The 22,810-nt window shown below is 71.7% G+C and carries 22 protein-coding genes; 13 read left to right on the top strand and 9 right to left on the bottom strand.

Features of this window, described 5'->3' with window-relative positions; translation table 11 throughout:
• The first annotated feature begins 225 nt into the window (after positions 1–225).
• Positions 226–402, top strand: a complete 177-nt coding sequence (locus ACFVWY_RS09785) for a hypothetical protein (RefSeq protein WP_389869165.1) — start codon at positions 226–228, stop codon at positions 400–402.
• Positions 403–506: 104 nt separating this feature from the next.
• Here the strand turns inward: ACFVWY_RS09785 and ACFVWY_RS09790 are convergent, their stop codons facing one another.
• Together ACFVWY_RS09790 and ACFVWY_RS09795 are read right to left on the bottom strand one after the other, a co-directional pair.
• Positions 507–881: a fluoride efflux transporter FluC gene (locus tag ACFVWY_RS09790; protein WP_389869168.1), complete on the bottom strand. Its 375-nt coding sequence runs from the start codon at positions 879–881 to the stop codon at positions 507–509.
• On the bottom strand, positions 878–1,351 hold the full coding sequence (locus tag ACFVWY_RS09795) for a fluoride efflux transporter FluC (RefSeq protein WP_389869170.1): 474 nt from the start codon (positions 1,349–1,351) through the stop codon (positions 878–880). The genes ACFVWY_RS09790 and ACFVWY_RS09795 overlap by 4 nt, the downstream gene beginning before the upstream one ends.
• Positions 1,352–1,564: 213 nt before the next feature.
• Between ACFVWY_RS09795 and ACFVWY_RS09800 the strand changes: the two genes are divergently transcribed.
• From ACFVWY_RS09800 to ACFVWY_RS09840, 9 genes are read left to right on the top strand one after another with little or no spacing between them, the layout of a single operon-like run.
• Positions 1,565–2,527, top strand: coding sequence for an urea transporter (locus ACFVWY_RS09800; RefSeq protein ID WP_389869172.1), 963 nt, complete (start codon positions 1,565–1,567; stop codon positions 2,525–2,527).
• A gap of 54 nt (positions 2,528–2,581) precedes the next feature.
• Positions 2,582–2,887 (top strand): urease subunit gamma, encoded by a 306-nt coding sequence (locus ACFVWY_RS09805; protein ID WP_376688282.1) that lies wholly within the window; start codon positions 2,582–2,584, stop codon positions 2,885–2,887.
• A gap of 3 nt (positions 2,888–2,890) precedes the next feature.
• Positions 2,891–3,745, top strand: coding sequence for a cobalamin biosynthesis protein CbiX (locus ACFVWY_RS09810; RefSeq protein ID WP_389869176.1), 855 nt, complete (start codon positions 2,891–2,893; stop codon positions 3,743–3,745).
• Positions 3,742–4,248: an urease subunit beta gene (locus ACFVWY_RS09815; protein ID WP_389869178.1), complete on the top strand. Its 507-nt coding sequence runs from the start codon at positions 3,742–3,744 to the stop codon at positions 4,246–4,248. Before ACFVWY_RS09810 ends, ACFVWY_RS09815 begins: the two co-directional genes overlap by 4 nt.
• Positions 4,248–5,972 (top strand): urease subunit alpha, encoded by a 1,725-nt coding sequence (gene ureC / locus ACFVWY_RS09820; RefSeq protein WP_389869181.1) that lies wholly within the window; start codon positions 4,248–4,250, stop codon positions 5,970–5,972. The genes ACFVWY_RS09815 and ureC overlap by 1 nt, the downstream gene beginning before the upstream one ends.
• An 18-nt stretch (positions 5,973–5,990) precedes the next feature.
• Positions 5,991–6,755, top strand: a complete 765-nt coding sequence (locus ACFVWY_RS09825) for an urease accessory protein UreF (protein ID WP_389869183.1) — start codon at positions 5,991–5,993, stop codon at positions 6,753–6,755.
• Positions 6,756–6,797: 42 nt separating this feature from the next.
• A complete protein-coding gene (gene ureG / locus ACFVWY_RS09830) occupies positions 6,798–7,418 on the top strand; it encodes an urease accessory protein UreG (protein WP_389869185.1) in 621 nt (206 codons plus the stop codon).
• Between the two features lies 1 nt (position 7,419).
• Positions 7,420–8,379 carry an urease accessory protein UreD gene (locus ACFVWY_RS09835; protein ID WP_389869188.1) on the top strand — a complete coding sequence of 320 codons (960 nt, stop codon included), beginning with the start codon at positions 7,420–7,422 and terminating at the stop codon, positions 8,377–8,379.
• Positions 8,380–8,406: 27 nt separating this feature from the next.
• On the top strand, positions 8,407–9,756 hold the full coding sequence (locus tag ACFVWY_RS09840) for an ammonium transporter (RefSeq protein WP_389869191.1): 1,350 nt from the start codon (positions 8,407–8,409) through the stop codon (positions 9,754–9,756).
• Positions 9,757–9,771: 15 nt separating this feature from the next.
• On the opposite strand, the gene ACFVWY_RS09845 is transcribed toward ACFVWY_RS09840, so the two are convergent.
• The 6 genes from ACFVWY_RS09845 to ACFVWY_RS09870 form a co-directional block, all read right to left on the bottom strand.
• Positions 9,772–11,211: a lipase maturation factor family protein gene (locus ACFVWY_RS09845; protein WP_389869194.1), complete on the bottom strand. Its 1,440-nt coding sequence runs from the start codon at positions 11,209–11,211 to the stop codon at positions 9,772–9,774.
• Positions 11,212–11,238: 27 nt separating this feature from the next.
• Positions 11,239–11,742, bottom strand: coding sequence for a DUF1990 family protein (locus tag ACFVWY_RS09850; protein WP_389869196.1), 504 nt, complete (start codon positions 11,740–11,742; stop codon positions 11,239–11,241).
• Positions 11,739–12,581: a YndJ family protein gene (locus ACFVWY_RS09855; protein WP_389869199.1), complete on the bottom strand. Its 843-nt coding sequence runs from the start codon at positions 12,579–12,581 to the stop codon at positions 11,739–11,741. Before ACFVWY_RS09855 ends, ACFVWY_RS09850 begins: the two co-directional genes overlap by 4 nt.
• Before the next feature lie 122 nt (positions 12,582–12,703).
• A complete protein-coding gene (locus ACFVWY_RS09860; RefSeq protein ID WP_389869201.1) occupies positions 12,704–13,768 on the bottom strand; it encodes a FecCD family ABC transporter permease in 1,065 nt (354 codons plus the stop codon).
• A complete protein-coding gene (locus ACFVWY_RS09865; protein WP_389869204.1) occupies positions 13,765–14,805 on the bottom strand; it encodes a FecCD family ABC transporter permease in 1,041 nt (346 codons plus the stop codon). The genes ACFVWY_RS09860 and ACFVWY_RS09865 overlap by 4 nt, the downstream gene beginning before the upstream one ends.
• Positions 14,806–14,823: 18 nt before the next feature.
• Positions 14,824–15,873 carry an iron-siderophore ABC transporter substrate-binding protein gene (locus tag ACFVWY_RS09870; RefSeq protein WP_389869207.1) on the bottom strand — a complete coding sequence of 350 codons (1,050 nt, stop codon included), beginning with the start codon at positions 15,871–15,873 and terminating at the stop codon, positions 14,824–14,826.
• Between the two features lie 343 nt (positions 15,874–16,216).
• Between ACFVWY_RS09870 and ACFVWY_RS09875 the strand changes: the two genes are divergently transcribed.
• Positions 16,217–17,269, top strand: coding sequence for a chitinase (locus ACFVWY_RS09875; protein WP_389869210.1), 1,053 nt, complete (start codon positions 16,217–16,219; stop codon positions 17,267–17,269).
• A gap of 139 nt (positions 17,270–17,408) precedes the next feature.
• Here the strand turns inward: ACFVWY_RS09875 and ACFVWY_RS09880 are convergent, their stop codons facing one another.
• On the bottom strand, positions 17,409–18,776 hold the full coding sequence (locus ACFVWY_RS09880; protein WP_389869213.1) for an FAD-dependent oxidoreductase: 1,368 nt from the start codon (positions 18,774–18,776) through the stop codon (positions 17,409–17,411).
• A 256-nt stretch (positions 18,777–19,032) separates the two neighbouring features.
• Here ACFVWY_RS09880 and ACFVWY_RS09885 point away from each other — a divergent pair, with 256 nt between their 5' ends.
• Together ACFVWY_RS09885 and ACFVWY_RS09890 are read left to right on the top strand one after the other, a co-directional pair.
• A complete protein-coding gene (locus ACFVWY_RS09885; protein ID WP_389869214.1) occupies positions 19,033–21,099 on the top strand; it encodes a SpoIIE family protein phosphatase in 2,067 nt (688 codons plus the stop codon).
• Between the two features lie 210 nt (positions 21,100–21,309).
• A complete protein-coding gene (locus ACFVWY_RS09890; protein WP_389869217.1) occupies positions 21,310–22,728 on the top strand; it encodes a wax ester/triacylglycerol synthase family O-acyltransferase in 1,419 nt (472 codons plus the stop codon).
• Positions 22,729–22,810 lie beyond the last annotated feature (82 nt).

Here is a 22,810-nt window from a genome sequence, read left to right on the forward strand (position 1 = left end):
GGCGCTCATTTGGTTACTCTGATGTGAACGGGCGCCATCGAGAAGTCCACAAACCCTCCTCGACCGTCCTGGGACAGACTTGTCAACCAGGTCGCCGTCCCGCCCCGTACCCGGCGCCACCGCGACCGAGCTGTTCTCTGCCCCTGCCCCGCACGGGCGTCGATTCCGGCTGTGAGGCCGGACTCTCGCCGCTGCCCGGGGCTACGCGACACGAAGGAGTGCGCGGTGACGACACCGGAACTGACGAAGCACGAGAAGCGCCCGGCCGAACGGCACACGGACCGGGCCCGCGGGCCCGAGAAGCTTCGGAACATCGAGGTCTGGGCCAGGTCCGCCCCGATCCGGCTGGCCGGTTACGAGGACGACCTCGCCGAGCCGCACATCCTGCCCGGCATCGACTGACCCCCTTCCGCGTCGCGGAAACCCTCTCTTTTCGGCCCCGGTCCGCTCTGTGCGGACCGGGGCCGTTCCGCTGTTCCGCGGTCCCGCGCACCGGGCCGTCCCGTTCAACGGACCGCGTCCGCCAGCGCCGCCCCGGCGAAGGACAGCCCGATGCCCGCGGCGACGGTGAGCGTCAGATACCCGGCGGCGAGGGCCATGCGGCGGGCCGAGGCGAAGGTCAGCAGTTCGTACGAGAAGGTGGACCAGGTCGACAGGGCCCCGCAGAATCCGGTGGCGAGCAGCAGCTGGAGCCGGGGCCCGAGATCCCCGTCGGTCACCGCCTCGGAGACGTACCCGAGGAACAGCGCCGCTCCCGCGTTCGCGGCGAACGTGCCCCACGGAAAGGCGGTGTGGAGGCGGAACTTCGCGTCCACACCGAGCAGATAGCGCAGCGGCGCACCGACCAGCCCGCCGACGACCACCAGCAGCCAGTCCGTCATCGGGCACCCTCGGCCGTGTCCGCGTACCCGTGCCCGAGGGCCAGGTGGGCGGCGAAGGCACCCGCCGTCACCGCGGCCAGCGCCGCCACGATGGTCAGCAGCAGACAGCCGACCGCGTAGCCGGTGCTGCCTTCGGTGAAGAGCTGCCGCACATTGTCCGTGTAGTGCGAGAACGTGGTGAACCCGCCGAGCACCCCGGTGCCCAGCAGCGGACTGATCAGCCGGGGCGCGCCGGGAAAGCGCAGCTTCAAGGTCACCATCAGGACGCCCATGAGGAAACAGCCCACCGCGTTGACCAGCAGAATCGTCCAGGGGAACGCCTCGGGTCCGGTCGGCCACAGGCGCTCGGCACCATAGCGGGCCAGTGCCCCGGCGGCGCCGCCGACCGCGACCGCCGCCACGATGGAGGGCTGCGCGCCGGGATGGTGGTCGGGGTGGGTGCGGTGGTGCAACCGCATCTGCGGGGACATCCACCGAAGCTAGCGGGCGGACCGTGCCCCGCCCGCGTCCCACGCCCGACGGCGCGGTTGCCGACTCCAACAGCGCAATGGAACGCCGTACCGCGCGAAGAGCGCGGAGTCCTGTGCGTTGATGGCAGCAGATCGAAAGCACCCGGTTTCTCACCGTGACCGGCACTGGGCCATGCCGCCGATCCGTCCCACCGCTATCCGCTGGAGCTTCCTTTGTCTCTCGCCGAGCCGGCCGCCGTCCGCGAACTGGAGAAGCGGCAACCGACCGCCTTCCTGCTGGCCACCGTCCGCGGCGTCGGGCAGGTGGACCTCCAGTCGTGCCTGTGGACCGGGGCGTTCATCCTCGCCGCGCTCTGGGCGGCCGGCTGGCAGATCGGACTCTTCGCCACCCTGGGCGCCGCCCTCTCGACGCTGACGGCCTATGCCTTCGGCGTCGACCGCTCCTCCATCGCCCTCGGCCTCCATGGGTACTCCGGCTGCCTCACCGGCATCGCCCTGGTCACCTCGCTGGGGCACCACCCCGCCACCTATGTGCTGGCGGTGGTCGGTTCGATCATGTGCACCGTGCTGACGATGGCGCTGACAGCCCTGCTGAAGCCGTACGGACTGACCGCGCTCACCGCACCGTTCTGCCTGGTCTCCGGCGTCATGGTGCTCGGCGCGCCGTCCTTCGCGCGGATCTGGCACGGCGCCCCGAAGGCCGTGTCCAGCACCACCAACGGGTCCACCGCGATCTCCTGGAGCGACCTGTGGCACGGCTTCTTCACCAACGTCTCGCAGATCTTCCTGGTCGACGCGTGGTACGTCGGGCTCATCATGCTCGTCGGCCTGGCCTGCGCCGGAGTGCGGGTGGTGCTCTTCGCGGCGGCGGGGAGCGTCGTGGGAATCGTCGCCGCCTGGGCACTGGGCGCTCCCACCGCACTGATCGCGAACGGGATCTACGGGTACAACGCCGTGCTCGTCGGCATCGCGATCGGCGCGGTCTTCCTCACCGGCACGGTGTGGAACGGGGCGTACGCGCTCTTCGGCGCCGCCGCCTCCACCGGCCTGACCGCCTCCCTGACCTCCTTGTTCAAACCGTTCGGCGGCCACACCTTCACCTGGCCGTTCATCCTCGTGACCTGGGCCTTCATGGCGGCGGTCCCGCTGCTGCCCCGCTTGCGGAAAAGCGGCTGACCACCCGGCCCAGGGCCGCCCCACACTCCCGCACCCCCAGAGAAGGTACTGACGATGAACCTCGCCCCCCGCGAGATCGACAAACTGCTGGTCTACGTCGTGGCCGACCTGGCCCGCAAACGCCAGGGCCGCGGCCTCAAGCTCAATTACAGCGAGGCCGTGGCACTGATCAGCGAGGCGATCCTGGAAGCCGCCCGTGACGGCAGGAGCGTCGCCGACTGCATGGAGCTCGGCCGCCACGTCGTGGGCGAGGACGACACCATGCCCGGTGTACGGGAGATGCTCGGCCTGCTCCAGATCGAGGCGTCCTTCGTGGACGGCACCAAGCTGGTCTCCTGTCACGACCCCATCGGCGGCTGACCGGTGTCCGGGCCCTGCCGGGTGATCGCCGTCTGCGGCCACGAAGCCGCGTACGGAGCCGCCCTGCGCGAACTCGCGGAGACGGGGACGACCGTCGTACGGGACGGGCGCGCCCTCTTCCGCACCGTCACCGCCCTGGCCCGCCGCGGCGAGGAGAGCTGTGTCGTACCGATGACACTCGGCCGTGACCCGGAACTCGTCGCGGACACCGCCCGCACCCTGCGCGCACTGCCCCCCGCAGCCCGTGCCCGGACCGTGCTGGCCGGACCGTTCGGCACCTCGCAGCATCTGACCGCCTGGCTGCGCGCGGCGGCGGGCCGGGCCGCCGACACCGCCGCGCTGCTGATCACCGCCCCGGCCGGGGATCCCTTCGAGGACGCCGAGCTGTACCGCGTCGCGAGCCTGGTCCGCCGTCACGGCCGACACGGACTGGTCGAGGTCGCGTTCACCGGGGGAGACCCCGACCTGGCCGAGGGCGTCCGTCGCTGCCTGCTGCTCGGAGCCCGGGACGTGGTGCTGCTCCCCGCGGCGTTCGCCCGGCCGCCGCTCCCGGACGTACCCGGTACGCGGGTCGAGGACGGCGGTCCGCTGCTCTCCCCGGCGGCGCTGGCCCGGGTGCTCGCCGAGCGGGTGGCCGACGCACGGCACCGGGGCGAGCACGGCGACGACGGCATCGCGGCCGGACTCACCGCAGCCGACCACCATGGCCACGCCCACACCCACCCGCCGGGCGAGGGCCACTCCCACGGACACTCCCACCCCCCTGCCACCCCCCACGGCCACGGGGCCGCGCACCCGCACCCGCATCCGCACCGGCATGTCCACGGTGCGGGCCGAGTCATCAGGAGCACCGCATGACATCCCGTCAGAGGTATATCTACGGCAAGGAACCGATCGAGATCAACGCCGGCCGCCGCAGGGTGAAACTCACCGTGCGCAACACCGGGGACCGCGCGGTCCAGGTCGGCTCGCACTACCACTTCTTCGAGGTCAACTCGGCGCTGTCGTTCGACCGGCAGCGGGCGCTCGGCATGCACCTCGACATCCCCGCGGGCACCTCGGTGCGCATCGAGCCCGGCGGCACGCGCGAGGTGGAGCTGTGCGCGTACGCGGGAACGGGCCGGCTCGTCGGCTTCAGCGGGCTGTTCAACGGCAGCCTCGCCTCGCAGCCGGTACGGGTCGAGGCCGTCCGCAAGGCGATCGAGCTGGGCTTCGCCGGGGCCCAGGAGCAGGCCGGGGGCGGCAAGAGCACCGGCGACGGCAAGAGCACCGGCGACGGCAAGAGCACCGGCGACGGCAAGAGCTCCAAGAACACGAAGGCCTCGAAGGACGCCAAGGAAAAGAAGAAGGGGTCGCGCTGATGCCCATCCTGCCGCGCAAGCAGTACACCGACATGTTCGGCCCGACGGTCGGCGACCGCTTCCACCTCGCCGACACCAATCTCGTCGTCGAGGTCGAGAAGGACTACAGCGAGGGCCTGTACGGCGACGAGGTCGTCTACGGGGGCGGGAAGACCATGCGTGACGGCATGGCCTCCGACCCGCAGGCCACCGCCGCCCAGGGCGCGCTCGACACCGTCATCACCAACGTGGTGGTCATCGACCCCGTCGTCGGTGTCGTGAAGTGCGACATCGGCATCAAGGACGGCTTCATCGCGGGCATCGGCAAGTCCGGCAACCCGCAGACACAGAACAACGTCCACCCGGACCTGGTCGTCGGACCCGGCACCGAGGCCATCGCCGGTGAACACCTCATCGCCACCGCGGGCGCCATCGACACCCATGTCCACCTGATCGCACCGCAGCAGGCCGAGCAGGCGCTCACCAACGGCATCACCACCCTCATCGGCGGCGGCACCGGCCCCTCCGACGGCACCAACGGCACCACCTGCACGCCCGGACCGTTCAACATCGCCCGGTTCCTCCAGGCGGCCGAGGGCATCCCCATCAACCTGGGCATCATGGGCAAGGGCAACGGCAGCCTCCCGGAAGCGCTGGAGGAGCAGGTCAGGGCTGGAGTGTGCGCGCTGAAGGTCCACGAGGACTGGGGCGCGACGCCCGCCGTGATCGACAACGCGCTCAAGGTCGCCGACCGGCACGACATCCAGGTGGCCATCCACACCGACAGCCTCAACGAGAGCGGATTCTTCGAGGACACCCGGTCCGCGATCGACGGCCGCACCATCCACACCTTCCACAGCGAGGGCGCGGGCGGCGGACACGCCCCGGACATCCTGCGGGTCGCCGGGGAACCCAACATCCTGCCGTCGTCCACCAACCCGACGCTCCCGTACACCAAGAACTCGGTGGACGAGCTCCTCGACATGGTCATGGTCTGCCACCACCTGAGCCACGACATCCCCGAGGACGTGTCCTTCGCCGACAGCCGCGTCCGCGCCGAGACCATCGCCGCCGAGTCGGTCCTGCACGACCTCGGTGTGATCAGCATGATCTCGTCCGACTCGCAGGCGATGGGCCGGGTCGGCGAGTCCGTCACCCGGTGCTTCCAGATCGCCCACCACTGCAAGGACAAGCTCGGCACCCTGGAGGGCGATTCCGCCCGCAACGACAACCAGCGGGTGCTCCGCTACCTTGCGAAGGTCACCATCAACCCGGCCATCGCGACCGGGATCTCCGACCACGTGGGCTCGATCGAGAAGGGCAAGCTCGCTGACATCGTGCTCTGGCCCATGCACTCCTTCGGGGCCAAGCCGAAGATGATCATCAAGGGCGGCATCATCGCCTGGGCGCAGATGGGCGACCCCAACGCCTCGCTGCCGACACCGCAGCCGGTGATCTACCGGCCGATGTTCGGGCAGTTCGGCAAGGCCCTGCCCACGACCCACGTCACCTTCATGTCCCAGGCCGGGATCGCCGCCGGTGTCCCGGCCGAACTGGGCCTGGAACGCACGGTGCTGCCGGTGCGGCGGACCCGGACCATCGGGAAGCACAACATGGTCCGCAACGACACGCTGCCCGACATCAAGGTCGACCCCGAAACGTTCAAGGTCACCCTCAACGGCAAGGTCGCCACCATCGACCCGGCCGAGGAACTGCCCCTCAACCACCTGTACTTCCTGGTCTAGGGCAGAAGGACCAGGACCGTGTACCGAGACGAGGAAGAGATCCGGGGCGGGGTGCTGCCCGCCCCGGCGAGGCCCGGTGCCGCCGCGGACGCCGAACCGGCGCTCGGGCCGCTGCTGGTCAGCCTCCAGCTGACCGACTCGGCGTTCCCCAGCGGCTTCTACACGCTCTCGCACAGTCTGGAGGGCTTCGCGCACGCCGGGGCGGTCGACCGGGAGAGCCTTCCTGAGCTGCTGGCCGACCTGCTGCGGCACGGGGTGGGCCCGGCCGACGCGACCGCGCTCGCGCTCGCCCACCGGGCCACCCGGGCGGGCGACGCGGCGGCCGTCGTCCGGATCGACGAGCACCTGTTCGCCACCAAGCTGGGGCGCGAGATGCGCCAGGCTGCCACCCGGACCGGGCGGCAGCTTCTCGACCTCGCCGCCGAGGTGTTCGGCCGTCCGGAGATCACCGCGCACTTCGACCGTGTCGTACGCGGCGAGTCACCCGGCACCCAGGCGGTGGCCGCCGGGGTCATCCACGCGGCGGCCGGTGTCCCGGCCCGCCAGGCGGTCGCCGCCGACCTGTTCGCGTTCTGCGCGAGCTTCGCGGGAGCCGCGCTGCGGCTGCGGCTCACCGACCACCGCGGGGCACAGGTCCTGCTGCGGTACGCCGCACCCGTCATCGAGGAGACCGCCGAGGCGGCGCTGCGGCGTGAACTCGACGACGTCGGCGCCACCGTCTTCGCCTCGGACATCATGTCCGGCCGTCACGAACGTGCCGAGGCACGGCTGTTCGCCAGCTGAACCCACCCCATCCCCCCATTGATCCGAGGAACAGGGAACACCATGGACGACAACGTACTGCGGGTCGGTATCGGCGGACCGGTCGGTTCCGGCAAGACCGCGCTCATCGAGGCGCTGGTGCCGGTGCTCATCGAGCGCGGCCACCGCCCGAGCGTCATCACCAACGACATCTACACCCAGGAGGACGCCCAGCACATCCGCCGCACCCTCGCCGGGGTCCTCGCACCGGAGCGCGTCGTCGGCGTGGAGACGGGCGCCTGCCCGCACACCGCCGTCCGTGACGACCCCACGATGAACCTGGCCGCCGGGGCCGAGATGCTGGAGCGCTTCCCGGACACCGACACCCTGCTCTACGAATCCGGCGGCGACAACCTCACCCTCACCTTCAGCCCGGCCCTGGTCGACCTCTTCATCTTCGTGCTGGACACCGCCGAGGGCGAGAAGATGCCCCGCAAGCGCGGACCGGGCATCACCGAGTCCGACCTGCTCGTCATCAACAAGATCGACATCGCGAAGTACGTACGCACCGACATCGGCGTCATGGAGTCCGACGCCCACAAGGTGCGCGGGGACCGGCCTGTCGTCCTCACCGACTGCCTCACCGGCATCGGCGTCGAGGACGTCGCGGGCTACCTCGCGTCCCGCCGCAAGGCGCTGATCTGAGATGCGGCCCACCCCGTCGCCGCCCCGGCCGGACCGGCTCGCCCCTGGCTACTACACCGCGGACCGGCTTCCCCCGGAGGTGGCGGCCCTGGCGTCCGTGCCCGACACGCTGGGGCCCGGCTCCCCGGCCAAGGTCGGCATCCTCGACCTGGCCTTCGCCGTACGGGGTGGGCGCACCGAACTCGTGGAGCGCTACCAGAAGACCCCGCTCCAGATCATGCGACCGCTGTGGATCGACGCGGCGATGCCCGGCATGAGCTACGTCTACCTGATGGCGACCGGCGGCGGCATCGCCCAGGCCGACCGCTACCGCATGGACTTCCGCTGCGGTCCCGGCACCCAGGTGCACCTGACCACCCAGGCGGCGACCAAGATCTTCCGGATGGAGCACGACTACGCGAGCCAGCGCGTGCACCTCGCGGCGGAGGACGGCGCCTACGTGGAGTACCTGCCCGACCCGCTGATCCCGTTCAGGGACGCCCGCTTCTACCAGCGCACCGAGGTCACGGCCGCCCCCGGCGCCACCGTGCTCCTCGGCGACACCGTGACCGCCGGGCGGCTCGCCCGCGGCGAGCGCCACGCCTACCGGGCCCTCGCCACCGATCTGCGCATCGCCCGCCCCGACGGAACCCTCCTGGCCCTCGACACCCTGCGGCTGAACCCGGGCGGGGCGGGCGGCGGTGTCCTCGGCCCCGGAGTGTTCGCCGGGCACGACCACGTCGCCTCGCTCTTCGTCGTCACCGACCGCGTCCCGGCCGCCGAGCTGGCCGACACCCTCCACACGGCGCTCGCCGGCTCCGGTCTCCTGTACGGGGTCAGCGTGCTGCCCCGGGACTGCGGCGCCTGGCTGCGGCTGCTGGACGACAGCCCCGTACGGGTCGCCGCCGCGCACACCGCGGCCTGGGACGCCGTACGCCGGCAGCTGACCGGCCACCCCGCCCCCGCCCTGCGCAAGCCCTGACCCCCCACCACGACGAGGTATCCGCCGATGAACTTCGCCCCCGCGCCGATGCCACCGGCGTACGACTCCGGTGACACCGCCTGGCTGCTCGCCTCCACCGCCATGGTGCTGCTGATGACGCCGGGACTGGCGTTCTTCTACGGCGGCATGGTGCGCACCCAGCACATCCTGATGATGATCAAGATGAGCTTCGCCGCGCTGGCCTTCGGAACGCTCCTGTGGTGGGCGATCGGCTACACGCTGGCCTTCGGGCCGGACGTCGGCGGAGCCGGACTCATCGGCAACCTCGATCACGTGTTCATGCACGACATCGGGCTGACCACTCTCACCGGCCACATCCCCACCTATGTCTACAGCACCTTCCAGATGGGCTTCGCGATCATCACGGTCGCGCTGATCAGCGGCTCGATCGCGGACCGCGCCAGGATGCGCGGCTGGCTCGTCTTCGTCGTGCTGTGGCTGCTCATCGTCTACGTCCCGCTCGCGCACTGGGTGTTCGACCAGGACGGCTGGATCGTCAAGCATCTCGGCGCGCTGGACTTCGCGGGCGGCCTGCCGGTGGAACTCAACTCCGGGATCTCCGGGCTGGCCGTCGCGCTGGTGCTGCGGGCCCCGCGCGACTTCGCCCGCCGGGAGGAGCGCCCCAACAACATCCCGCTGGTGGTGATCGGCGTCGGGCTGCTGTGGTTCGGCTGGTTCGGCTTCAACTCCGGTTCGGCGCTCACCACCCAGGGGGCCGCGAGCGCGGCGTTCCTCAACACCCAGCTGGGCGCCGCCGGTGCCATGGTCACCTGGCCGCTGGTGGAGAAGTGGCGCACCGGCACGGTCACCACGATGGGCGTGGTCTCCTCCGCCGTCGCGGGCATGGTCGCCATCACCCCGGCCTGTGGCGAGGTCAACGCCCTGGGCGCGGTCATCACCGGGCTCGTGGTCGGTGCGGTCTGCGCCTTCGCGATCACGCTCAAGTACCGGTTCGCCGTGGACGACACGCTTGACGTGGTCGGGGTGCACGGGGTCGGCGGTATGGTCGGGCTGATCATGGTCGGCCTGTTCGCCACCGCGCGGATCAGTGGCAAGAAGGGCCTGTTCTACGGCGGCGGCTGGGGGCTGCTGGGCAAGCAGCTCCTCGCCATCGTCTGTGTGATCGCCTTCTCCTTCGTGCTCACCTGGATCATCGCGAAACTGGTCGACGTGACCGTCGGTTTCCGGGCGGAGGACGAGTACGAGAAGGTCCCCGGTACGGAACGGGAGCGCGCCTACGACTTCCAGACGGCGGAGCGGCTCGGCGCCCTGGTCTCCGGGAAGAAGGTGACCAGCGACGACGAACTCGTCAAGCAGATCACCCGGCTGCTGCGGGCCCGGGAGGAGTCCAAGTGACCCGCCCGAGGCGGCTCAGGACCGCCGTGCCGGTCCGGTCCGGGACGGACCGAGCGAGACCGGCGGCATGAACTCCCGCACATAGCTCCGGTGCCACCAGCGTCCGGTGGCCCGCAGTTCGCGCCACGTGGTGTACCGGTAGTGGTACACCCGGGCGCGGACGTGCGTCGGCGGGGCACCGGGGAAGGGGTTGTGACGCAGCAGCCGCAGGGTGTCGCGGTCGTTCTCCAGCAGCCGCTCCACGAACGGGCCGAACCACGGCCGGGCGTACGCGGGGGAGAGCGCCGCGAACCACATCAGCCAGTCCAGCCGCAGATGGTACGGGGCGAACTGACGCGGCAGCCTGCGCGGATCGCCCGGCTTGCCGCGGAAACCGTACTCCTGCCAGCGCGTGCCGTCGTGGAGCACCCGCTCGTCCGTTCCCTCCACCACCACCTCCAGCCGGACCCGGCTGACACTGCCGAACGCGCCGTACGTGTTGACCAGGTGCAGCGGGTCGAACGAGCGGTTCATCACCTGGCGGCGGGAGACCAGATTGCGCGCCGGACGGTAGCTGAGGAACACCACCAGGGCGCTCACCGCCAGCACGACCACGTCGTACCAGAGAGGTGGTGCCGTCAGGGCGGGCGGCGGCCCGGCGAACACGGACCAGTCGACGGCGGACAGGGCCAGCACGATCGTCAGCCAGTTCAGCCACGCGAAATTGCCCGAGAGGACCAGCCACAGCTGGGTGACCACCATCAGCCCCGCCGCCACACTCGCCACCGGCTGCGGGGTGAACAGGAGCACCGGCACGAGCAGCTGGGTGACGTGGTTGGCCGCGGCCTCGGCCCGGTGCAGCGGCCGGGGCAGCCGGTGGAAGAACCAGCTCAGCGGCCCCGGCATCGGCTGGGTCTCGTGGTGGAAGTACAGGCAGGTCAGGTTCCGCCAGCAGGAGTCGCCGCGGATCTTGATCAGTCCGGCACCGAACTCGACCCGGAACAGCACCCAGCGCAGCAGCCACAGCACCAGCACCGGCGGGGAGGTGTGCCCGTTGCCGAGGAAGACGGCGAGGAAACCCGTCTCCAGCAGCAGCGACTCCCAGCCGAAGCCGTACCAGGTCTGGCCCACCTGCACGATCGACAGATACAGCGCCCAGGGCAGTGCCCAGAGCACCATCGCCGCCCAGAGCGGGAGGTACGCGTCGGCGCCGATGAGCAGGGCCACGGCGATCGCGCAGCCGCTCCAGGCGGTCGCCGCGAAGCAGCGGTCGCTGTAGTGCAGGCGGAAGAGACCGGGGGCGCTGCGCCAGTCGGTGCGCCGCAGGAACTCCGGCACCGGCAGCATGCCGCGCTCGCCGATCAGCGCCCGGAACTGGAGCGCGGCGGTCAGGAAGGCGACCAGGTACACGGCGGCCAGAGCCCGCTGGAAGATCAGCCGGCTGAGCCAGTACCCGTCCGCGGTGAACCACTCCATCGCTTCCAGTATCGGCCAGAAACCGCCTCAGGCGGCTATCCGGCGCAGCGCGCTTCCGAGGCGGCGGGCGTACCAGCGCTGGAGGACCGGTACGAGCGGGCCGGCGAGCCGGGCGTACCAGGCGGCCGGCCGGCTGAACGCCGTGACGGTGAACCACACCGTCCCGTCGTCCGCCAGCTCCGCCACGAAGGACTCCTCGCCGCACTCGGGGTGACCGGGGGCCGTCCCGTACGCGAAGCCGACGCGGTCGGGTTCGTACGCGGTCCAGACGACCCGGCAGGGCGCGGTGAAGCGGAAGGGGCCCGCTCCGAGCGAGACGGTGAGGGTGCCCCCGGCCTCGGCGCGGTCCGCCGCCGCCTCGACCCGGGCTCCGGCGGCGCGGTGCATGCGCCAGCCGGTGATGGCGGCGCCCACCGTGTCGAGGTCGGCCCGGCCGCGGCCGACGCGGGTGCGGTGGCGGAGGTGGTGGTACCGGTCGGGCAGCGGGCCGAGCCGGGTGGCCCCGACCTCCGGGTAGGTGAACGCGTTCACGCGGTCCGTCCTTCGTGGTGGGTGTCGTGCTGGAGCCGTCGCCAGGCGAGCAGCGAGCAGAGCGCGAAGCCCAGCGCGTTGCCCAGGCCGTGGGTGGCGGCCATCCAGCCCAGCGGGGGATGGGGGAGTCCGGTGGCCTCGCCGAGCGCCCAGCTCAGCGCGAGGACCATGGTGACGGCGAGCACGCCCGAGGAGACCGCGAGCAGCGACCGGGTGGACCGCTCGCGGCCGCGGCCGCGGACCGAACGCCAGGTGAGCAGGGCGACCGTCCACATGCCCGCGGTCAGCACGACCGCGCCGGCCAGCTCGGCCCAGTCGCCGACGAAGTAGCCGCCCAGCACCAGCAGGGTGCCCAGCGGCACGCTCAGCGCGGCGAACCGGCCCGCCCGGGTGCCGGTGATCCGGCAGACGAGCCCGGCGACCAGCGCGGCGGCGAAGCCCGCGAAGTGGAAGTGCGGCACGGTCAGCGCGAGGATGCCGAGGCCGAAGCCGAGGAGCGGGTGCCCCGCGCGTTCGGCGAGCAGGGCCGTGGCCGCGACCGACGGCATGACCAGGGCGGTGAGCAGCGCGATCTCGGCCGGTGCCCGGCAGGCCCGGGGCTCGCGGAGCAGCCGTAGCGGCGCGTGCAGCGCGAGCAGTAAGGCCCCGAGGGCGTAGACGGCGGCGAGCGAGGCGGCCGCCGTGCCGCGCGGCAGCCAGAGCGCGAGGGCACCGGGCACGGCGAACAGCGGCCACACCCGGCGTATCCGGTCCAGCTCGGGCGCCCCCGCCAGCCGCAGCCCCGCCGGGACCACCACCAGCATGCCCAGCATCACGATCGCATTGACCAACGACGGCATCACAGCGCCAAGCCCCCTCGACTTGAACGTGTTCAAGTTCGTGCGGTGGTGACTCTACGGCCTCGTTTGAACGCGTTCAAGGAAGGGGGTGGCCAGGTGCCCGGAAGAGAGCGGGCCCCGGCTCAGAGGACCCCGCGGCGCCACTCCCGGATCAGCAGCCAGCCCAGGTACACACCGCCAACGGCCATCGTGCAGATGCCGACCGGCGGATGGCCGAGGAAAGGCACCTGCTGGGCGCACAGATCGGCCAGTACCAGCAGCAGCGCGCCGGTCAGCGCCGACAGCGCCAGGTGCGGGCCGGAGAGCCGGGTGATCCGCCGGGCGATCTGCGGAGCCGTCAGCGCGACGAACGCGACCGGCCCGGCGACGCTCACCGCACCGGCCGAGAGCGCGATCGCCAGGACCACGGCGACGGACTTCGTGGTACGCGGCCTTGAACCCAGCGCGCTCGCGAGGTCGTCGCCCATCTCCCCGATGTCCAGCCGCCGCGAGATCAGTGCGGTGAGCGGGGCGACGGCGAGCAGTACCAGCCAGATCGTCGTGGCGTCCGTCCAGGAGCGCGCGGACAGGCTGCCGTTGACATAGGCGGTGAGCGCGGCGGCCCGGTCCCGCTCCATCGCGTACACGACGTACTGGGTGATCGCCGTGCCGATCGCGGCCACCCCGATGCCCGCGATCACCAGCCGGGCCGGACTGCGAAAGCCCGTGCCGGTCGACACGTACACCAGGGCCATGGCGAGGACCGCGCCGAGCAGCGCGCCCAGCGCCACCGGCACGGTGTCCGGGAACAGCAGCGCGGCGACCGCGGCGCCCGCACCGGCGCCGGAGGCCAGCCCGATCACATCCGGGCTGCCCAGCGGATTGCGGGTGACGGACTGGAACAGCGCCCCGGAGAGCCCGAGCGCCGCACCGGTCCCCACGGCGACCGTCAGCCGGGGCCCGCGCAGCCGCTCCAGGACGAACGCGTCCCTGCCCTCGGCCCCTCCGGCCAGCGCCCCGGGCAGATCGGCGAGCGCGATGCCGAGCCGCCCGAGCGACAGCGTGGCCACGGCTCCCGCCGCCAGCAGCACCAGCAGCGCCAGCGCCGTCAGCACCGGCACCCGCCGGACCGGCAGGGCCACCCGCCGCCCGGCCGTCAGTACCTTGTACGGCGGCGCGGTGCGGACCGCGGCCTGACGCGATGTCATGCGTTGCCTCTCATCCTGCGTACGGCGACGAGCAGCGCGGGCGCTCCGAGGAACGCGGTCACCACGCCGACCATCAGTTCCTGCGGGCGCATCACCACCCGCCCCACGACATCCGCCAGAAGCAGCAGCGCCGGACCGAGCAGCGCCGAGAACACCAGCTGCGCCCGGAAGTCCGCCCCGGCCAGCGCCCGCACCACATGCGGAACGGCCAGCCCGACGAAGGCGACCGGGCCGACCGCGGCCGTCGCCGCCGCGCTCAGCAGGGTGGCCGCCAGGAGCCCGCCCGCCCGCACCAGCGCCGGGGAAGCCCCCAGGGACGCCGCGGTGGAGTCGCCCAGCGCCAGCGCGTTGAGGCCCGGACCGAGCAGGCAGGCCACCACCAGACCGGCCACCGCGAACGGCAGCACCGACCAGAACACGTCGAAGTCCCGCCCGCCGAGCGCGCCGACGACCCAGTACCGGTAGCTGTCGAACACCTTCGGGTGGCTGAGGGTCACCGCCTGCACGAACGCCGTCAGCACCGCGGAGAGCACCGCACCAGCCAGCACCAGCCGGACGAGACCGCTGCCCGACCCCGCCGAGCCGATCACGTGGACGAGCAGACCGGCACCCAGCGCACCGGGCAGTGCCCACCACATCGTCTCCGTGACGCCCGAGGCGCCCAGGAACGCCGTCGCGGCGACGACGCTCGCGCTGGCGCCCGCGTTGATCCCGAGCAGCCCCGGGTCGGCCAGCGGATTGCGGGTCACCCCCTGCATCAGGGTGCCCGCGACGGCCAGGCAGAGACCGGCGAGCAGGCCGAGCGCGGTCCGCGGGTAGCGGCTCTCGACGACGGTGGTGACGCCTTCGTCGGCGGTGCCGTCCAGCACGCGCAGCACCTCACCGAAGGGTGTGGTCCGGCTGCCGTACATGACGCTCGCGCACACCGCGAACGCCAGGACGGCGATGACGAGGATGAGCGGGAACAGCCGCCGGACGGCGCCGGACCGCGCGGTACCGGCGGCGCCCGGCGGGGCGGGCGAGGTGGTGGTGGCCATGGGGTGCGGCGGCCCGGCTCAGCCGTTGTCGGCGGCCTTGACGGCCTGGTCGATCAGCGGCAGGTAGCGGTCCACGACCCACGGCACGGTGAGCGGGTTGATGATCGAGGAGGCGGTGACGAAGGAGTTGTCCTTGCCCGCCACCACGGCTCCGCTCCGGACCGCCGGGATCGCCGCGTACAGCGGCTGGGCCTCGATCTCCGCGCGGGCCTTCTCGTCCATGTAGAAGGTGAAGACCAGGTCGCTGTCCTTCAGCTTCCCGGCGTTCTCCAGGCCGATGAGCGCGGAGTCGGTGCCCTTGGTCTCCTTGAAGGTGTTCACCACCGGGTCGACCTTGAGGCCGAGCGAGGAGACCATCTTGACGCGCTGCTCGTCGGGCTTGAACACACCGAGGGTGCCGGGTCCGGTGTTGTAGATGTACGAGAACGTGTGCTTCTTGTACGCGGGCCGGGTCGCCGCCGCGTCGGCCAGCTGCTTCTCGATCCCCGCGGTGAGGACCTTCGCCTGCCCGGGCTGTCCCAGCGCCTTGGCGATGATGTCGATCTGCTGGTCCCAGTCGGTGCTCCAGGGCAGATCGGGATAGGCGACGGTGGGGGCGATGTCCTTGAGGATGTCGTAGTCCTTCTGCGTGATCCCGGACCACGGCGCGAGGATGACGTCTGGTTCCAGCTCGGTGATCGCCTCGAAGTCGATGTCCTCGCCACCGGTGAACTGGACCGGCAGTCTGTCGCCGGACTTCTTCACCGCGTCGTGCACCCAGGGCAGGTAGCCGGTCTTGTCGCTGCCCCACTCGTACTTCTCGATGCCGACCGGGGTGTGGCCGAGCGCGATGGCCGTCTCCGCGGAGCCCTGGCCGAGGGTGACGACGCGTTCGGGCCGCTCCTTGATCTCGGCGGTGCCGAGCGCGCTCTTGAGGGAGACGGGGAACGCCCCGGAGCTCTTCGTGGCCGCGGCGGACTTCTCCTTGCCCCCGTCGCCCGACGAGCAGCCGCCCACGGCGAGAACGAGAGCGGTGGCGGCGGCAGTTGCGACGAGCGTGCGGCGACGCGCGCGGATGAACCGGGACATGGGTGTTCCTCATGCTGGGAGACGGAGCGGGCCCCGCGACCGCGCGAGGGCAGGCCGCAGCGGTGGCCGACGGCACACGGCTACGGCCCGATGCGGATCGCAGAGAGTTAGGCAAGCCTAAGCTAAGTCTCTTTGTGGCGGTAATCGCCCCCCTGGGGAAGGGTGGCGGCCGCTCCTCGGAGGGGGTGATTCCGGGTTCGCTCCGGACGGGGGAAGGGTCTTCTTTGGTCCAGACCTATTGACGGGCCGTCCGGGTCTCCCTAGCGTGTTGCGAGCCGTGAAATGCGAGATCGCATTCCGTCTGCGTTGTCAGGGGCATGCCATTCGAGAAGGGAAGTGCCCAATGTCCGGTCGGATATCGCGCCTGCTGGGGGTCGGCCTCGCGGCGGCCTGCGCCGTACAGATGCTGGTGGCGGCGACGCCCAGCGCCGCCGCCGACGAGACCTGCGCGGTCAAGTCGAAGCCCGCGGGAAAGGTGCTCCAGGGCTACTGGGAGAACTGGGACGGAGCCGCGAACGGCGTGCACCCGCCGCTCGGCTGGATCCCGGTCACCGACAGCCGGATCGCGCAGCACGGCTACAACGTGATCAACGCGGCCTTCCCCGTCATCCTCTCCGACGGCACCGTCCAGTGGGAGGACGGGATGGACTCGACCGTGAAGGTCCCGACCCCGGCCGAGATGTGCCAGGCGAAGGCCGCGGGCCTCACCACGCTCATGTCGATCGGCGGCGCCACGGCGGGGATCGACCTCAGCTCCAGCACGGTCGCCGACCGCTTCGTCGAGACCGTGGTGCCGATCCTGAAGAAGTACAACTTCGACGGCATCGACATCGACATCGAGACCGGTCTGACCAGCAGCGGGAACATCAGCCAGCTCTCGGCCTCGCAGGCCAACCTGATCCGCATCATCGACGGCGTGCTCGCGAAGATGCCCTCGAACTTCGGCCTGACGATGGCACCGGAGACGGCCTACGTCACCGGCGGCAGCATCACCTACGGCTCGATCTGGGGCGCGTACCTGCCCATCATCAAGAAGTACGCGGACAACGGCCGCCTGTGGTGGCTGAACATGCAGTACTACAACGGCAGCATGTACGGCTGCGCCGGTGACTCGTACTCCGCGGGCACCGTCCAGGGCTTCACCGCCCAGACGGACTGTCTGGACAAGGGGCTCGTCGTCCAGGGCACCACGATCAGGGTGCCGTACGACAAGCAGGTGCCGGGGCTCCCGGCCCAGCCGGGCGCCGGTGGCGGGTACATGTCGACGGGTCAGGTCGCCCAGGCCTGGAACCACTACGGCAACGGGCTCAAGGGCCTGATGACCTGGTCGCTCAACTGGGACGGTTCGAAGGGGTGGACCTTCGGCGACAACGTCAAGGCGCTCCAGGGGCGCTGAGCCCCGGGACCACGGACCGGGCGGCCCTGCCGAGGTGGACGGGGCTGCCCCCCCCGGCCGGCCGCGCGTTACGCGCGGCCGGCCGGTCTCGTGCGGGGCGGCGTGTACGGGTCAGTCGTGCGGGGCGGCTGTGTACGGGTCAGTCGCGCGGCTCGGAGGCGTCCAGCATGGCCTCGCGCTCCACGACCTTGATCCGCTCCCGGCCCTGCTCCGCGCCCAGCGCCTGCTCGTGGGCGTCCAGGCGGTGCCAGCCCTGCTTGGTGGTGTAGCGGATGCCGCGGTCCTCCAGGAAGGCGGTGACGGCCTCCGGCTCGGGGCGGACGGGCGCGGCCAGCCGCCCCTCGGCGCGGTCCTCCAGCAGGCACGCCACCGTCTCGTTGGCGTCGCCCTTGGTGTGGCCGATCAGTCCCACCGGGCCGCGCTTGATCCACCCGGTCACGTACACCGAGGGCAGGTGCTCCCCGCCGTCCAGGACCCGGCCCGCGGCGTGCGGGACCGTACCGGAGACCACGTCGAACGGGAGCTTCGGGAGCTCCTGCGAGTAGTAGCCGACCGCGCGGTAGACGCTCTGCACGTCCCAGTCGGTGAACGCGCCGGTGCCCTTGACGTTGCCGGTGCCGTCGAGTTCGGTCCGCTCGGTGCGCAGGCCGACGACCCGGCCGTCCTCGCCGAGGACCTCCACCGGGGACTCGAAGAAGTGCAGGAACAGCTTGTGCGGCCGGTCGCCGACGTCGCGGATGGCCCAGTTCTCCAGCGTGGAGGCGACCATGTTGGCCTGCTTGTTGTTGCGCCGGGTCTCGATCGAGCCCGCGTCGTACTCGATGTCCTCGGGGTTGACGATGACCTCGATGTTCGGCGAGTGGTCCAGCTCCCGCAGCTCCATCGGGCTGAACTTGGCCTGAGCGGGACCGCGGCGCCCGAAGACGTGCACCTCCAGCGCCTTGTTGGCCTTGAGGCCCTCGTAGACGTTGGCCGGGATCTCGGTCGGCAGCAGCTCGTCGGCCGTCTTGGCCAGGACGCGCGCCACGTCCAGCGCCACGTTGCCGACGCCGAGCACGGCCACCTTCTCGGCTTCCAGGGGCCAGGTGCGCGGGACGTCGGGGTGGCCGTCGTACCAGGAGACGAAGTCGGCGGCGCCGTACGAACCGTCCAGTTCGTGGCCCGGGATGTCCAGCGCGCGGTCGGCGTCGGCGCCGGTGGAGAAGATCACCGCGTCGTAGAAGGAGCGCAGGTCGTCGAGGCCGATGTCGTTCGGGTAGTCGACGTTGCCGAACAGGCGCAGCTGGGGCTTGTCGAGCACCTGGTGGAGCGCCTGGACGATGCCCTTGATCCGCGGGTGGTCCGGGGCCACTCCGTAGCGGATCAGGCCGAAGGGGGCGGGCATCCGCTCGAACAGGTCGATCGAAACGCCCGGGTCCTGGGCGGCGTCGGATTTCAGCAGCGCGTCCGCCGCGTAGATGCCGGCGGGGCCGGCTCCGACTATGGCGATACGGACGGGGCGGGTCATCAGGTGCTGGTCCTTAGAACGAACTGGTGCGGTCTGTGCAGCTCAGGGTAAAGGTAAGGCTGGACTTACCGTGCCCACGGACACGGTATCCGCTGCCCCGCGGCGCGCCGCGGCCGGTTCGCCCTACGAGACGTCCCGCCCCGCCCTGCGGCATCCCGGGCGGCCCGCAGTGCCGGTCGGGTGGCACCCCGGGCGATTCGCCCGACCGCGCGAGGTTCGCTCGAAGAATCGGACAAATGGTGGCAGAGTGACCCGCATGGATGATCGGGTAGCGGGTGCCCTGTCACTCCCGGACGACTGGCCCGCCCACCCGGATCTCAGTCTCGCCCTGAACCGTATGGGCAGCTTCGACTGGGACCTCGACAGCGGCCTCATGCACATGGACCGGCCCGCGCTCGACGTGTTCGACCTGCGGCCGGAGGAGTACGACAACCGGCCGGAATCGCTCGGGATCCGGGTGCCGCCGGACGAGGGCGAACGGCTCGACGCCATGGTCGCGCGGGCGCTGAAGGGCGGGCAGGCCAACTACGGCGCGTACTTCCGGATCAGGCGGCGCGACGGCGGTCTGCGCTGGACGCACACCCAGGGCTTCATCCGGCGCGACGCGGACGGCCGCGCGCGCCGCATCATCGGCATCGTCCGTGACGCGACCCAGGAACTGGCCGACTCCACCGCCCGCCGCGAGCTGGACCTGGAGCGGAGGCGCCGCACCAGCCTGGTGGACGGCACCACGGCCGCCCTGGCGCACGCCCGGACCGTCGGTGACGTCATCGAGGTGCTGAAGAACTCCCGGGGCCTGGCGCTCCTGGGCGCGACCAGCCTGGTGATGGGCCTGATGGAGTCCGGGCGCATCCACCTGGTGGCCGACGGCCCGGAGGACTCGTTCGTACCGGGCACCCGGTACACCCGCACGGACGAGCAGTACCCGATGAGCGAGGTGGTGCGCACGCTCGTGCCGCGCTTCATCGAGTCCGCCGCCGACTTCGCCGCCTCCTACCCGATCCTGTGGCCCCACATCAGCCACCTCGGCATCACCTCGGCCGCCTATCTGCCGCTGATCGCCCAGGCCCGGCCGATCGGCGCGCTCGGCCTGCTCTACCGCGACAAGGACGGCTTCACCCCGGACGAGCGCAATCTGCTGGTCGCGCTCGGCAGCTCGATCGCGCAGAGCCTCCAGCGGGCCATGCTCTACGAGCAGGAGCACGATCTCGCCGAGGGTCTCCAGCAGGCCATGCTGCCGCGCAGGATCCCGGACGTGCCCGGCGCGCAGATCGCCGTCCGCTACCGCTCGGCCCGGCTGGGCCGGGACATCGGCGGCGACTGGTACGACGTGATCCCGCTGCCCGGCGGACGGGTCGGCGCCGTCATCGGGGACGTACAGGGCCACGACACCCACGCGGCGGCCGTCATGGGGCAGCTGCGGATCGTGCTGCGGGCCTACGCGGCCGAGGGGCACAGCCCCGCCACGGTGATGGCGCGGGCCTCGGTCTTCCTGCACGAGCTGGACACGGACCGCTTCGCGACCTGCACCTACGCCGAGGCCGACCTGACGACCGGGGTGGTGCAGCTGGTCCGGGCCGGGCACGTCGACCCGCTGGTACGCGAGAGCGACGGCAGCTGCCGCAGGCTCTCCGCCGAGGGCGGACTGCCACTGGGGCTCTCGGCCGAGTTCGGGCGGCTGGAGTACCCGGTCAGCACCGTGGAGCTGGACCCAGGCCAGACCCTGGTGCTGTTCACCGACGGGCTCGTGGAGCTGCCGGGCGCCGATCTCGACGAGGGCATGCACCTGCTGGCCACCATGGTGCGCGACGGCCCGCAGGACCTCCAGCGGCTCGCCGACCGGCTCTGCGCGGCGGTCGACGAGCGGGGCGGCGAGGACGACGTCGCGGTCCTGCTGCTGCGCCGCAAGGCCGCGCACGCCCCGCAGCCCGGCGGCCGTCTCCAGCAGCACGTCGCGCAGAGCGACCCGGAGGCGCTCAGCTCCGCGCGCCACATGATCCGGGCGGCGGTACGCGCCTGGGGTGCCAAGGAGCGGGCCGACGAGATCGAACTGGCCGCCGACGAGCTGATCACCAACGCCCTCATGCACACGGATGGCGGGGCCATCGTCACGATCCGGGTGCTCGCCGGTCCCGAGCGGCGGCTGCGGGTCGACGTCGAGGACCGCTCCAGCGCGCTGCCCAGACGGCGTGACGCGGGGGACACCGGGGTCTCCGGGCGGGGGCTGATGCTGGTGGACCGGCTGGCCGACCTGTGGGGGGTGGAGTCCCGGGGGAGCGGCAAGTGCGTCTGGTGCGAGTTCGTCATCCCGGTAGGCGGGTGACACCCCGGTACACGCGTGGCCTGCCGGGGGACGGCTCGGCGTGCCCATGACGCACGGGCACACGGGTGACGCCGGATGGCACCCCGCTGGAGCGTAATGGATCACTACATGTCTGTACTTGACCGTAACCGACCGTAAGGATTGACTGCGGTTTCGTCGGTTCCGCCTCCCGACGCCCTCTCGATGACGCCGCGACGACATGAGGACCCGTTGGACACTGAGCTGCTGGCCCCGCTCGACCTGGCCTTCTGGCATCTCGAATCCCCCGCCCATCCGATGCACCTGGGCGCGCTGGCCGTCTTCGGCCCGGCGCCGGATGCGGCCGGATCGTCCCCCGCGCCGGACGCGGACGCCCTGCTGGCCCTGCTGGGCGGCCGGGCCGCGGCCGTCCCCCGGCTGCGGATGCGGGTGAGGGACGTGCTGCTGCCGGTCGGCGGGGCCGCCTGGTTCGTGGACCAGGACTTCGACGTCCGGCGGCACGTCCGCCGGGTGCGGCTGACCGGGGCCGAGGGGCGGGAGGCGAACGGCGGCTTCATGGCCGGTGCCACCCGGCTCGCCGGTGAACTGATGGAACGCCCCCTCGAACGGGGGCTGCCGCCCTGGCAGATGTACCTCATCGACGGCGCGCGCGGCGGCCCCTTCGCGGTGCTGGTCAAGCTCCACCACGCACTGGCCGACGGCATGCGGGCGGTGGCGATCGGGTCCGGGATCTTCGACGAGATCGCCACCGCCGGGCGGGCCCCGGGCCGCCGGGCACGCCCGGTACCGCCCCGCTCCTGGCTTCCGGGCCCCATCGGGCTGCGCCGGATCGAGGACCTCGGGCGGGCTTTCGGCGTCGGCGCCTCCATGGTGCGGGCCAGCCGCCTCGACCCGCGCGGCACACCCGCGCTCACCGCACGCTCCAGCGGCACCCGGCGTCTGGCCACCGCCGACCTCGACCTCGACGCCCTCCACCGCATCCGCCGCGCCGCGGGCGGCACCGTCAACGACGTCCTGCTCGCGGTCGTCGCCGGAGCGCTGCGCCGCTGGATGCGCGAGCGCGGTGAACCACTGCCCGGCCAGGACCCGCGCGCCCTGGTCCCGGTCTCCCGCCGCAGGCCCGGCGGGCCCGCGACGAGCGGGAACCTGCTCTCCGGCTACCTGCTCCCGCTCCCGGTCCGTGACCCGGACCCCTGGCGGCGGCTCGGCACCGTACGCGCCGCCATGGACCGCAACAAGGCCGCGGGCCCGCTGCGCGGTGCCGGGGCGGTCGCCGTACTCGCCGACCAGCTCCCCTCGCTGGCCCACCGCTTCGGCGCGCCGCTCGCCGGGGGCGCGGCCAGGATGCTCTTCGACGTCCTGGTCACCAGCGTGCCCCTGCCGCGCTCGGCGCTCTCGCTCGGCGGCTGCCCGCTGCGCGCCGTCTACCCGATGGCGCCGCTGGCCCGCGGCCAGGCCCTCGCCGTCGCGCTCGCCACGTACGGTGGCCGGGTGCGGGTCGGGCTGGTCGCCGACGGGGAGGCGCTGCCCGATCTGGAGCGGCTGGCGCGCTGTGCCGACGAGGAGGTCGCGCAGCTGCTCGCCCTGCTGTCGTCCGGCCCGGCACCTGACCCCAACGCCCCGGGCGGCCACAGAGGCGGGCGGCCATAGAGCCGAAACGCCATAGAGTCGAACGACTATAGATCGGACAGGTTTCCTGAAAGGTGCCGGATTTGATGGCGCCTGAGGTGTT

The organism is Streptomyces sp. NPDC058195 (assembly GCF_042883525.1).
Taxonomy (GTDB): Bacteria; Actinomycetota; Actinomycetes; order Streptomycetales; family Streptomycetaceae; genus Streptomyces.